The 12,417-nt window shown below is 46.5% G+C and carries 11 protein-coding genes and 1 pseudogene; 3 read left to right on the forward strand and 9 right to left on the reverse strand.

The window, feature by feature from the left end; genetic code table 11:
- Positions 1-29: 29 nt before the first annotated feature.
- Complete coding sequence (locus H7F27_RS17355; protein WP_024120456.1) at positions 30-716, reverse strand: heptaprenylglyceryl phosphate synthase; 687 nt, start codon at positions 714-716, stop codon at positions 30-32.
- Positions 717-954: 238 nt separating this feature from the next.
- Between H7F27_RS17355 and H7F27_RS17360 the strand changes: the two genes are divergently transcribed.
- A complete protein-coding gene (locus tag H7F27_RS17360) occupies positions 955-2,532 on the forward strand; it encodes an FMN-binding glutamate synthase family protein (RefSeq protein ID WP_185848215.1) in 1,578 nt (525 codons plus the stop codon).
- A 35-nt stretch (positions 2,533-2,567) separates the two neighbouring features.
- On the opposite strand, the gene H7F27_RS17365 is transcribed toward H7F27_RS17360, so the two are convergent.
- Genes H7F27_RS17365 through H7F27_RS17375 form a run of 3 tightly spaced genes read right to left on the reverse strand, consistent with a single transcriptional unit; the run spans position 2,568 to position 5,649 of the window.
- Positions 2,568-2,882, reverse strand: coding sequence for a YerC/YecD family TrpR-related protein (locus tag H7F27_RS17365; protein WP_014479070.1), 315 nt, complete (start codon positions 2,880-2,882; stop codon positions 2,568-2,570).
- A 2-nt stretch (positions 2,883-2,884) separates the two neighbouring features.
- A complete protein-coding gene (locus tag H7F27_RS17370) occupies positions 2,885-3,880 on the reverse strand; it encodes a DUF3048 domain-containing protein (protein WP_024120454.1) in 996 nt (331 codons plus the stop codon).
- A 26-nt stretch (positions 3,881-3,906) separates the two neighbouring features.
- Positions 3,907-5,649, reverse strand: a complete 1,743-nt coding sequence (locus tag H7F27_RS17375; RefSeq protein ID WP_024120453.1) for an adenine deaminase — start codon at positions 5,647-5,649, stop codon at positions 3,907-3,909.
- A 127-nt stretch (positions 5,650-5,776) separates the two neighbouring features.
- Here H7F27_RS17375 and H7F27_RS17380 point away from each other — a divergent pair, with 127 nt between their 5' ends.
- Positions 5,777-6,010, forward strand: coding sequence for a YgaP family membrane protein (locus tag H7F27_RS17380; RefSeq protein WP_095714336.1), 234 nt, complete (start codon positions 5,777-5,779; stop codon positions 6,008-6,010).
- A gap of 14 nt (positions 6,011-6,024) precedes the next feature.
- On the opposite strand, the gene H7F27_RS17385 is transcribed toward H7F27_RS17380, so the two are convergent.
- Entirely contained in the window at positions 6,025-7,299 is a 1,275-nt protein-coding gene (locus tag H7F27_RS17385) for an APC family permease (RefSeq protein ID WP_101861375.1), read from the reverse strand.
- Between the two features lie 144 nt (positions 7,300-7,443).
- On the opposite strand from H7F27_RS17385, the pseudogene H7F27_RS17390 reads away from it, so the two are divergent.
- Positions 7,444-7,856: pseudogene (locus H7F27_RS17390) on the forward strand (Lrp/AsnC family transcriptional regulator).
- A gap of 39 nt (positions 7,857-7,895) precedes the next feature.
- Here H7F27_RS17390 and purD read toward each other — a convergent pair.
- Genes purD through purM form a run of 4 tightly spaced genes read right to left on the reverse strand, consistent with a single transcriptional unit; the run spans position 7,896 to position 12,339 of the window.
- The gene (purD, locus tag H7F27_RS17395) at positions 7,896-9,164 is read right to left on the reverse strand and encodes a phosphoribosylamine--glycine ligase (protein ID WP_185848216.1); all 1,269 of its coding nucleotides are present in this window, start codon (positions 9,162-9,164) and stop codon (positions 7,896-7,898) included.
- Positions 9,165-9,179: 15 nt separating this feature from the next.
- The gene (purH, locus tag H7F27_RS17400) at positions 9,180-10,718 is read right to left on the reverse strand and encodes a bifunctional phosphoribosylaminoimidazolecarboxamide formyltransferase/IMP cyclohydrolase (RefSeq protein WP_185848217.1); all 1,539 of its coding nucleotides are present in this window, start codon (positions 10,716-10,718) and stop codon (positions 9,180-9,182) included.
- Positions 10,715-11,302, reverse strand: coding sequence for a phosphoribosylglycinamide formyltransferase (gene purN, locus H7F27_RS17405; protein WP_106021514.1), 588 nt, complete (start codon positions 11,300-11,302; stop codon positions 10,715-10,717). The genes purH and purN overlap by 4 nt, the downstream gene beginning before the upstream one ends.
- Positions 11,299-12,339, reverse strand: coding sequence for a phosphoribosylformylglycinamidine cyclo-ligase (gene purM, locus H7F27_RS17410; RefSeq protein ID WP_101861353.1), 1,041 nt, complete (start codon positions 12,337-12,339; stop codon positions 11,299-11,301). Before purM ends, purN begins: the two co-directional genes overlap by 4 nt.
- Positions 12,340-12,417: the final 78 nt, after the last annotated feature.

Raw genomic sequence — 12,417 nt, forward strand, 5'->3', positions numbered from 1 at the left:
TCTATCATAAACCAAATCCGTATATTTCGCTACTCGCCTTTGACAGCTGCTACTGTCTTCAGCGCTTCATCAAAATTCTCATACACAGCGTTGCCCACCACAATGACATCCGCGTGCTCGGCATACTGTTTTGCCGTCTCCGCATCTTTAATGCCGCCTCCGTAAAACAGGGTGGACGTTTCCAATACAGCCTTCGTTTTCTTCACGGCTTCTATGTCCCCAAGAGCGCCGCTGTATTCCAGATAAAAAATCGGAAGCTGCAGCAGTTCAGATACGCGCGCATAGGCGATGATATCGTCATGATTCAAATTGGTGTCCGCCTCCGTTAATACCGCGGCTTTGCAATCAGGATTTACGATACAGTAGCCTTCCGCCACGATTTCTTCCATCGACATCAGTTCTCCATATTCCTTCATGGCTTTCTGATGCATTCCGACAATCCAATCCGGATTTTTGCTGTTTAATACACTCGGAATAAAATATAAGTCAAAGCCAGGGACAATCGCTTCAATCGCTGACACCTCAAGGACACACGGCACTAAAAACCGTCTCACCTGAGACAGCATCCGCAGGACATTATCCTCCGTTACACCGTCGCTTCCTCCGATAATAACCGCATCAGTCCCTGACTCACAAAGAATCTCCAGCTGTTCATCAGGCAAATCTTTATTTGGATCGAGTTTAAAGACATGCTTCCACTCCGTTACATCGTACACGTCATCCGTTCCTCCATTCGTTTCTTACCATTTAAACATTATAACAAATTCACATAGCGCGGAAAAACGGAAAAAGCCGTCATTCTCTTTATTCACTGAAAAAGGTGTTTTGATTCTATTTCCGCAGAAAAAAAGCGGCTGTTCCGCTCTCTTTTTATAGAAAAACACAGTAATATTTTCTATTGTTTGGAAACGCCCCAACAGTGGAAATGGTTACATAAAAAAGGGAGGCTGACAGATGGAATACATCATTATTGCACTTATTGCATTTATCATCGGGATCATCGTTATCCCCATCGCATTGTTTGTCTGGATCTACATAAAGGACGAAAAACAGCAGGAGCATTCAATCCTCCGCAATTATCCTGTCATCGGAAGGTTTCGCTATATTTTTGAAAAAATCGGACCGGAGCTGCGGCAGTATTTATTCAGCAATGACAATGAGGAACAGCCTTTTTCACGAAAAGAATATGAGCAAACAGTCATATCAGGAAAATACAAAAGCAGAATGATGGGGTTCGGATCGGTAAGAGATTTTGATCAACCGGGCTATTATATCCGAAACGCCCTTTTCCCAAAACAAAAAGAAGAATTGCGTATGGACCAGTCTCCGAAAATCGAAACCCACATCTATAAAATCGATTCGGACAATCTGTTCAGACGCAGCGAACATGCCGAACGTATCAAGGCTGATCCGTATTTTCTCCATCCTGATGATGTTCAAGTCATCGGCGGGAGTACATGCGAAAAGCCTTTTTATGTGAAGGGATTAGTCGGTCAATCCGCCATGAGCTACGGTTCACTTGGAGAGCGCGCCATTACGGCGCTGTCAAAAGGGCTGCACCAGGCGGGCGGCACTTGGATGAATACCGGTGAAGGCGGATTGTCTGAGTATCACTTAAAGGGAGGTGCTGATATCATCTGCCAAATCGGCCCCGGTCTATTTGGCGTACGCAATAGAAAAGGGGAATTTTCGTGGGAGGAATTTAAAAAGAAAAGCCGGCTAGATCAAATTAAAGCGTTTGAGCTGAAGCTCGCACAAGGAGCCAAAACCCGCGGCGGACATGTGGATGGCGCTAAAGTATCAGAAGAGGTGGCAGACATCCGGAATGTCGAACCCGGAAAGTCAATCGACAGCCCAAACCGCTTTCATGAATTTTCAAGCGCGCCTGAAATGCTGGATTTTATTGAAAAGCTGCGAGACGTCGGTCAAAAGCCGGTCGGAATTAAAATTGTTGCAGGCCAGCCTGATGACTTGCATGAGCTTTTTTCTTATATGCAGAAAAGCGGAAAACATCCTGATTTTATTACGGTAGACGGTAGTGAAGGCGGTACCGGCGCTTCCTTCTATGAGCTTGCCGACACAGTCGGCCTCCCGATTATGACGGCGCTCCCTATCGTTGATACGCTGCTCAGACAATACGGCTTGCGTGACCGTATGAAACTTTTTGCTTCCGGAAAGCTGCTGACCCCTGACAAAATCGCGGTCGCTTTAGCTCTGGGCGCTGATTTTGTCAACATTGCACGCGGCATGATGTTTTCAGTCGGATGCATCCGCGCCCTCGTATGCCACACCAACACATGCCCGGCAGGCGTTGCGACCACAGATCCGAAGCTGCAAAAAGCGCTGAGCGTTGAGGAAAAACAGCACCGCGTCTGCAACTACGTCATTTCGCTGCGTGAGGGGCTGTTTAATCTGGCCGCAGCAGCCGGGATCGATTCGCCAGTTCATTTTTCCAAGGAGCATGTTGTCTATCGAAAAGAGGATGGCAGCACAGTTGACATCGACAATCTGATTGAGAAAATTGTTTCATAAAAAAACCGCCCCTTGCCAGACGGCAGGGCGGTTTTTTATTTGGAAGAAGACTCTGTTTCATTCTCCTTCACACGGTCAAGCGCCATTTCATATGCGTCATTTCCATAATTTAAGCACCGTTTCACTCGGGAAATGGTCGCTGTAGAAGCGCCTGTTTCTGTTTCAATTTTATGATACGTGTTTCCTTCGCGAAGCATACGCGCCACTTCAAGGCGCTGAGCCAGCGATTGAATTTCGTTAATTGTGCAAAGATCATCGAAGAACCGATAACATTCCTCCAGGTCTTTCAGCGATAAGATCGAGTTAAATAACTGGTCCAGTTCTTTGCCGCGTAATTTATCGATTTGCATCGTTACACACCTTCTCCTTTACTAATGGAAGCCGCATCGAGATCAGGCACGATATTTATCCATGTCTTTCCTGGCACAAACGGCAGCCATTTGCCGTCTTTTACCGGCACAATTCTTCCGTTTACATTTTTCCAGTCTGCTTCAATGACGTTTCCGTGCTGAAACAGCAGACCTTTACCCCCTGATTCTATGTCGATGTCACGCCTTCCATCTTGGTCAATAGTATGATGGCTGGCTTCAACAATGAAAATATTTTGCATTGCAACCGGCTTTCCGGTCTCCCGGTCTGTCGTCATGACACCATCAGAGCTTCTCGTATAAGCTTCAGTTTTTTTATCATAGTTGTATTCGACAAGATTTGTAACGTTTTTTGTTCCATAATCTACCCGAACATTATAAGATTCATTTACAGGTTTTGCATCTGATGTTTGAAACAGCATTGGATCTGTTTCCTGCTTCAGCTCATATCCCTTTTGTTCAGCCGCCTTTTTTATGTACTGATAAGACGTGTAAGAATTGTGGGGCGGTTCGCTGAAATCAGCTCTCCAAAATAAGCTTCCGTCAAAATCCAATCCATTAATATAATCGGCAGCTCCGGATTCCAGCTGCTCCTTGGCGCCGGGACTCCAGCCGTGATGGACAAATATGCTGTCAAAACCGTTGCTGAGAGTGACGAAATATTCCCGCGCACTCCGCACAGGTCCGACAGTTTCAGGCATCTGGCTTTGAAAAATGGCCAGAAACCTTGTGATTTGGCCTTCGGCAAGCGCTTCTATGACAATGTCGGCTTTAGACAGTCCTGATTGCGGCCTCGCCTTCGGGTGATTGTTCACCATGACAGCAACAGGCCTGCGTTCAGTCACCTTCTGCTCAGTCTCCAGTCCCGTCAAAGGAGCTTTCAGCTTCTTTGTGTGATCAGGGACAGCGTCCTTCTGCTGGCAGGATACTAGCAGGAAAAACGCGAAACACAGTACGCAAACTGTCATCCATTTTTTCATATGTCGGCTCCCCGCTCTTTTATATTTTAACGCATTATCGATGGAAAGAGTACAGTTTTTTTCATCACGTCGAAGATTCCTCTTGGCGTAATGCGTATATACGGGAGGTGCGTGCTTTGCAAAAAGAGCAGCGTATAAACCGGATCACAATACTCATAGCCTCTTTCAGTCAATAGATCTCTCAGCTTCTGTTCCTTTTCCAGCACGATGTCATACGATTCCGAAGAAGCGCATCCGCACAGTGAAAGCGGAATTTCGTGAAGGATTTTTCCGTTTTCCGCAAGCACAATTCCCCCACCGATTTCTTTCATGCGGGAGAAAGCAAGCAGCATATCCGCTTTGTTTTTTCCGATCGCGACAATATCACCCGTCGTCGTAAAGGAGCTCACAAATCCCTGCACACTTGAGGCAAATCCTTTTATCATCGTATTCACGCGCCATTTCCCATGTCTGTCAAGCATCGTTAAATAACTTTCATCATGGTCAAATGAAAGCTGTTCGACCGAGTTGTCGATCTCAATCATATACGGCTCCATAATCACCGCATTCCGCATTTTTACGCCCATCGGCATGGAAAACTGCAAATCATCCATCGTCATATCATATGAAAGCTCAAGCGGGACAAGACCGCCTTTGTTCCAGTTCGTATGTGGAAACGCATTCATATCACGGCCGTCTTCACGCAGAATTTTGCCTTTTGACAGAACGGTTACCGGATTCGGCTGCAACGGGTCCTCAAGGATATTCAGTGACGCAAGTCTTCCCGGTCCGACAACGCCTAAATAATCATCCATTTGGTAATACTTTGCGATGTTAAAGGATGCCATATTGTACGCATCGATTGCCGGAACCCCTTCTTCCAGGGCAATCCGGATAAGCTCGTTTGTCATGCCGCCTTTATAGAAATTAGGCGTAGCGCCGTCTGTTGTGTAAAAAAAGTGGTCGTAGTAGCGGAAGCCCTTTTCATGAAGCTCCTGCAATATATTTCTTAAATCAGGGCGAATGGACGAATTGCGAAGTGATACATAATAGCCCAGTTCCAGCCTTCTCATCACTTCATCACCTGTCATGGCTTCATGATCACAATCCGCTCCGAACAGCTTCATTTTTGTAAGCGTTTTATCTGATGCGCCGGGAAAATGCCCTTCTATGCGTTTCCGCTGTTTTTTTGTGGCCTGCATACAGTGAAGCATTAAATCATCGCCATCTACAAGACGCGGCCAGCCAGTCATTTCTCCGCCTTGAATGACATCCGGATGTTCAATCCACTGCTTTCTGACGTCAAACGGAAGAACGTGATCCTCGTTCAAAACCTCGGTCTGCAGGTCATACCGTGACCACCAAAAATACTGAACCGGAAGCTTTTTGAGTTCGTTCAAAATAGTAAGCGCTTTCTTTTTTCCGCTTTGCAAAAGCAAAAATAAGTTATCATTTACGAATGTCGTTGTACCGTACTGAGACACATATTCCGCCAGCGTTTGGGGATTATATATTTGAAAAGGATGTGCGTGCGGTTCGATATAGCCAGGCACAATGTATTTTCCTTCACAATCAATCGTATGAATTTCTTCGGTTCTATCCGGAAGTTCATGACCAACATAAACAATACGGTCCTGATAAATCCAAATGTTTTTTTTCAGCCATTGTTTTACATATGGATTTAAGACGAGAGCATTCCGTAAAAGGAGCGTTGGAAGCAGCTTAGAGTCTACAACATCAACCTGTGCCCTGATGTCTTTGTTTTTCCAGTTAAAGGTGCGTTCGGACATTCACATACTCTCCTTTACATGTATTAGACTCATGTTATCACATCCTTCTCCATCACGCACGATAAAAACGTTACAAATTTTTGAAGGTTCAATTAAAAAACTTTTTTAAGTAAAAGGAGCAGATTTCATGAAACCAAACATCAGTCTCATCAATGCCGTCTTCCGTATCGCCTGCGGACTGACAATTATGTCAGCTGCCAGCGCCAAGTATACGAAAAAACCTTGGTGCAGAATGCATCTGTTCTGCATCTTTATGGGCGCCATGAAGGCAGGTTCAGGCATACTGCGTTTCTGCCCTGTGACCTATATGTTTCAAAACAGCACTGGTGAAAACCATGGACAGGATCATCAAGAATCGTAAGCAAAAAAGCTTGATCATAAAACGTGATCAAGCTTTTTCTCAGTATATCCCTTTGTCTTCATATAGAAAAAACCAACAGCCGCAAACGCAGCCGGATACAAGAGAGCCCAGCCGCTAAATAAGTAGATCACTGTACAAAGAAGAAGCGCCCCCAAAGCCATCCACCAGCCTGAATCCTTCCAGTTCAGCAGTTTCAGCGCTGCCGCCATTGTGCATATGTAAGATGCGATGAATGCTGAGCTTGGTCCTTTCAGGAGCGTTGTCAGATCAATTTGAAATATGCCGTTTGCCATAAGAACGAAACCAAACACGAAAGCCAGCGCTGTTAATACACGGACAGGTGTATGTTTTGTATGACTGAGCTTCCCGAAATACCCGGGAATATGACCTTCTCTCGCCAACGCATAGACCATTCTTGAAAATCCCGCAATGTTGGCATGAATGGTGGCGAATGTAATAAAAAGAGCTAAACAAGTCGTTACATATACCCCAATATCCCCTGTACCTTTTGATATGAGCATCGTCAGAGATGCGATTTCTCCTTTTTCTCCATATGCATGAGTGCCTACAGTGACAAACGATAGCATGATATAAAGCACCGCCACACAAGCTGCCGCCAAGAATAAACTGATTGGAACATCCTTTTCCGGTTGTTTAAACTCTTCAGCTAATGGGGTAATCATTTCCCAGCCTACAAAAGAAAAAAAGATGATGACAGAAACAGAACCCGCGGCAAACCAGCCATGCGGCAGAAAAGGCTTAAATTCAGCTGCTTTTACGTGGGGCAGTGAAACAGCAACAGAAATGACAAGCAGCAGCAGAATGACACAGATGACGAGTATGCTGATGTTTGCTGATAATTGAATGCCCCTGATATGAAGCCAAATGGAGATCGCCAGCATACTTGCTGCAATGCAAGCAATCTGCCAATCCGAAGCCTGTGTGACGTAGCTGACATAATGTGCGCCAGTCAAAGCGATCACTGGCACACCGATCGGAACCGATCCCAGCATGATCCAGCCCAACATGGCTCCGGCTTTTGGCCGAAAAGCAAGCTGTACATAAGCCGTGATCCCTCCCGCGCTTGGCGCCATTCTGACAAGGCGCGCCAGTGTGCCTACGAGCAGAAATGATAAGAAAGACATAAATCCCCAAACCAATACAGAAGCGGGACCGGCAGCATCAGCCGTGACAGACGGAAGGATTAAGATCCCGCAGCCTAATACGGCCCCGATCGTTAATGCCGCTCCTTGAACCCAAGTAATCGAACGCTGTAATTCCGGCAAAATGATTGCCTCCTTTCATGTTAATGGCTTTATTATAGAAAAAAACAAACGGCACCCATATGCTACAATTAAGCTAAATCAACAACATTTCCTCATAATAAAAGGAATTCTCACCAATTCACCTAAACATATAAAGGAGCAATACCAATGGACGATACAGACCTTCAAATTCTTTCGCATTTGCAGCAAAATGCCAGATTAACGATGGTTGAATTAGGAAAGCTTGTCGGACTCAGCTCTCCGAGTGCGGCGGAACGTGTCAGAAAGCTTGAGGACAAAGGGGTCATTACCGGGTACAGCGCTGATATCTGTTATGAAAAGCTAAACAAACATGTCACTGCTTTTATCCTGATGGAGCCGAAAAGCTGCAAACACTACGCCGCCTTTGCCGCAGCTCACCCCGATGTGGCAGAGAACCACCGGATTACAGGTATGTGACAAAAGTGGTGACGGAATCTGTGCATAGTCTAGAAGATTTTATAGACGCTTCAATGGCCCACGGAAAACCGACCACGCTTGTTGTGCTTTCTTCTTCCGCTTTCCGGCATGCTTTTGTATAACAAAAAACCCGCAGCACAATCTGCGGGTTTTTCTTCACTTTATTTTTGAGCAGCCTTCAGAGCTCGTGCTCCGATATCTTTTCTGAAAAACAGGCCGGGTTTGATGATCTCATCAACGGCTTTGTACACTCTGTCTCGTGCCGCTTCAAACGTTTCATCAAAAGCGGTCACATTGGCGACACGGCCGCCGTTTGTGACGAACTCTTCACCTTCTGCTTTCGTTCCGGCATGGAAGACGACAACTTGATCAGCATTTGCTGTCAGGCTGCCAATCGGCGTGCTTTTTGCATAGCTTTCAGGATAGCCTTCTGAAGCAAGCACGACACTGACTGCCGCCGTATCCTTCCATCTCAAGTCAACGTCCTTATCATCTAAAAGATCTAGAAGCACTTGTACCAGATCAGAATCCATACGAGGCAGCACAACCTGCGTTTCCGGGTCGCCGAAGCGGGCATTAAATTCAATGACCTTCGATCCATTCGCAGTGAGCATCAGCCCCGCATACAAAACGCCTGTGAAGGAGCGACCTTCTTGAACCATTGCTTTTGCGGCTGGCTTGACGATCGTTTCTACAGCATGACGCACGGTGTCTTCCGAAATTTGCGGAACAGGAGAGTAAGCGCCCATTCCTCCTGTATTCGGCCCTTTGTCTCCATCAAAAGCACGCTTATGATCCTGGGCAATGACCATCGGATATACCTTTTCTCCTTTGACAAACGCCATGAGGGAAAACTCTTCGCCAGATAGAAATTCTTCAATTACGACAGATGCGCTCGCATCACCGAATTTTTCATCCTCAAGAAAATCATGCAGACACGCGATGGCTTCTTCTTCCGTCATCGCAACAGTTACGCCTTTTCCAGCCGCAAGTCCGTCCGCTTTAATGACAATCGGAGCGCCTTTTTCCTGCACATAAGCCTTCGCTTCTTCAAAGGATGTAAACGTGTCGTATTCTGCGGTCGGTATGTCGTATTTCTTCATTAAATCCTTTGCGAACTGTTTGCTTCCTTCGATGATTGCAGCGGCTTTTGACGGACCGAACACACGAAGACCGGCTTTTTCGAACTCGTCAACAAGGCCTTCAATTAAAGGAACCTCAGGTCCGACAATGGTCAGCCCGACCTGATTTTCTTTTGCAAATGAGACAAGCCCGGCGTGGTCGCTTTCCTCAATGTTTACAAGCTGTGCAGAAGATGCCATGCCGTCATTTCCCGGAGCGGCAAATACCGTATCAACAAGGCTGCTTTGCGCCACCTTCCATGCCAGCGTATGCTCTCTTCCGCCTTTACCGATAATTAATACATTCACGTCGTTTTCATCCCCTTAATGTTTGAAGTGTCTGATGCCGGTGAATACCATGGCAATGCCGTACTCGTCCGCTTTTTTAATGGAATCCTCGTCACGGATAGATCCGCCTGGCTGGATGATAGCTGTAACGCCCGCTTTTGCCGCTTCTTCGACTGTATCAGGCATTGGGAAATATGCATCTGATCCGAGTGCGCTGCCTTTCGCTTTTTCTCCGGCCTGCTCGATTGCGATTTTCGCTGATCCGACGCGGTTCATTTGTCCGGCTCCTACACCTACTGTCATGTTATCTTTTGCGAGAACGATCGCATTGGATTTCACATGTTTCACGACTTTCCAAGCAAGCTTCAAATCTTCCCACTCTTGCTCGTTCGGCTCTCTTTTTGTCGGAATGCTGATCTCAGCATCATTAAAGCCGTGCATATCTAAATCTTGAATCAGCAATCCGCCTTGTACAGATGTCAGCTGTTTTTCTTTTTGGACGGCAGCTGTCACATCAAGTGTCAGCAGACGGAGATTTTTCTTCGCTGTCAGGATATCAAGCGCTTCCTGGCTGAATGAAGGCGCAATGATGATTTCTAAGAAAATATGATGAAGCGCTTCGGCTGTTGGCTTGTCCACTTCACGGTTCAACGCGATAATGCCGCCGAAGATCGATGTTTTATCTGCTTCGAACGCTCTGTCAAACGCTTCTGCGATCGTTTCGCCAGTTCCCACGCCGCACGGATTCATATGCTTCACAGCGACCGCAGCAGGCTCAGTGAATTCACGAACAATTTGAACAGCTGCGTCCGCATCTTTAATGTTGTTGTAAGAAAGCTCTTTGCCGTGCAGCTGTTCTGCTTGCGCAATAGATCCTTTGACAGGAAGCGCGCTTTGGTAGAATGTTGCTTCTTGATGAGGATTTTCCCCATAGCGAAGCGATTGTTTTTTCTCAAACGTAACGGTGAATTGCTCTGGTTCTTTTTCACCGACAACATGTGTCAGATAGTCAGCGATCAGCGCGTCATATGCCGCAGTGTGGCGGAATACTTTTGCCGCCAGCTCGCGTTTTTTCTGAAGCGAAACATCGCCTTCTTCTTTGATTTGATTCAGAACAGGGCTGTAATCCGCTGGGTCAACGATAACCGTCACATCCTGATGGTTTTTCGATGCCGCGCGCAGCATGCCAGGTCCGCCGATATCAATGTTTTCAATAGCCTCTTCGTACGTCACATTCTCTTTAGAAATCGTTTCTTTAAATGGATAGAGGTTGACGACAACCAGGTCAATTGACGCAATGCCGTGTTCATTGATCTGCGCCATATGCTCTTCATTGCCGCGAACTGCGAGAAGACCGCCGTGAATATTCGGATGAAGCGTTTTTAAGCGCCCGTCCATAATTTCCGGAAAACCTGTCACTTCAGAAATTCCGATGACATCAACACCGTTTTCTTGAAGAAGCTTTTTTGTGCCGCCGGTTGAAATCACTTCAACGCCAAGCTCTGTCAGTTCTTTTACGAAAGGAACAAGATTTGTTTTATCTGAAACACTGATTAGTGCGCGTTTAATGGTCATGCCTTTTCACCTCTGTTATTTAATCCTAATAGCTCTTTGATCACACTCGGATACCATTTGTGCTCAAGCTTGTGAATGTGATGTTCAATGGTTTCTAATGTATCTTCTTCGGTAATTTCAATTGCCTTTTGAGCGATGATCGGCCCTGTATCCATTCCTTCATCGACATAATGAACGGTAATCCCGGCAACCTTCACACCCGCCCGGTATGCCTGTCCGACTGCGTCTATTCCAGGGAAAGCGGGAAGAAGGGAAGGATGGATGTTGATGATTTTTCCTCCGTATGCCTGAAGCAGCGTATCACCGATCAGTCTCATATACCCGGCGAGAACGATCAATTCTGCTTCATGAAGATGAAGCTGTTCAATAATGGCCCGTTCAAATGTGGCCTTGTTTTCATAAGACTTCGGCTCAAATGCAAAGGATGGAATCTGGAATCTTTCCGCCCGCTCGATGACTTTCGCCTGCGGCTTATCGCAAACGAGGAGCGAAACGGCTGCATCCCAGTTCTCCTCTTTCAAACGCGTGACGATGGCTTCAAAGTTTGAGCCGTTTCCGGATGCAAATACCGCAAACTTTTTCATGAAAGTGCAGCACCGCCGAATGTAACGCCTTCACCATGTTTTACTCGCCCGATCAAATAGGCTTTTTCGCCGTGACTTTCAAGCGTTCCGATGACTTCGGTGAGATGTTCTTCTTTTACCGCGAGAACAAATCCGATGCCCATATTAAAGACGTTAAACATGTCTCCTTCTTTCAGCTTGCCGTGTTCCTGCAAGAAAGAGAAGATCGGCGGGATCGGCCAAGAGCCGTGATCGATTTCCGCACTTAAGCCTTCAGGAAGCATACGCGGAAGATTTTCAATAAATCCGCCGCCTGTTACATGCGCCATACCATCAATGAGTCCGCTTTTCACAGCCGCAAGCACAGGCTTCACGTAAATTCTTGTCGGCTCAAGCAGTTCTTCGCCGAGCGGGCGTTCAAACGGCTCATACGTCTCGTCGAGATCAAGCTCTGCATCGTCCAGAAGCACCTTTCTCACAAGGGAAAATCCGTTGCTGTGAAGACCGCTGGAGCTTAGTCCGATTAAAAGGTGGCCTTCCTTGATGTTTTCGCCGGTCACGATTTCATCCTTTTCCGCTACACCAACTGAGAAACCTGCAATATCGTATTCATCAGCTGTATATAATCCAGGCATTTCAGCGGTTTCTCCGCCGACCAAGGCTGAACCTGATTGCTCACAGCCATCCGCAACGCCTTGTACGATCTGCTCGATTTTCACAGGGTCCGCTTTGCCGACCGCTAAATAGTCGAGAAAAAAGAGCGGCTCCGCACCTTGCGCAAGCACGTCATTGACACACATTGCAACAGCGTCTACACCGATCGTGTCATGTTTATTCATGGAAAAAGCCAGCTTTAATTTTGTGCCGACACCGTCTGTTCCCGAAATTAAAACAGGTTTCTGATAAGAAAGCTCCGACAGATCAAACATGCCGCCAAAGCCGCCAAGGCTGCCCATAACGCCAAGCCTTTTCGTGCGCTCCACATGTTTTTTCATCCGTTTTACAGCTTCATATCCGGCTTCGATGTCAACTCCTGCGTTTTTATATGCTTCAGACATCCTATTCACTCCTTTAAGGCGCTTTTCAAAATATCTCTCCGAACAAGGGCAGAAAGAGAAAGGCAGCCAAACTGCGCT

Source organism: Bacillus sp. PAMC26543 (assembly GCF_014250375.1).
Classification (GTDB): Bacteria; Bacillota; Bacilli; order Bacillales; family Bacillaceae; genus Bacillus; species Bacillus halotolerans.

Coding starts and splice junctions, on each gene's coding strand:
- H7F27_RS17360 (WP_185848215.1), top strand. CDS start 955: ATGGAATACATCATTATTGCACTTATTGCATTTATCATCGGGATCATC.
- H7F27_RS17365 (WP_014479070.1), bottom strand. CDS start 2,882: ATGCAAATCGATAAATTACGCGGCAAAGAACTGGACCAGTTATTTAAC.
- H7F27_RS17370 (WP_024120454.1), bottom strand. CDS start 3,880: ATGAAAAAATGGATGACAGTTTGCGTACTGTGTTTCGCGTTTTTCCTG.
- H7F27_RS17375 (WP_024120453.1), bottom strand. CDS start 5,649: ATGTCCGAACGCACCTTTAACTGGAAAAACAAAGACATCAGGGCACAG.
- H7F27_RS17380 (WP_095714336.1), top strand. CDS start 5,777: ATGAAACCAAACATCAGTCTCATCAATGCCGTCTTCCGTATCGCCTGC.
- purH (WP_185848217.1), bottom strand. CDS start 10,718: ATGACCATTAAACGCGCACTAATCAGTGTTTCAGATAAAACAAATCTT.
- purN (WP_106021514.1), bottom strand. CDS start 11,302: ATGAAAAAGTTTGCGGTATTTGCATCCGGAAACGGCTCAAACTTTGAA.
- purM (WP_101861353.1), bottom strand. CDS start 12,339: ATGTCTGAAGCATATAAAAACGCAGGAGTTGACATCGAAGCCGGATAT.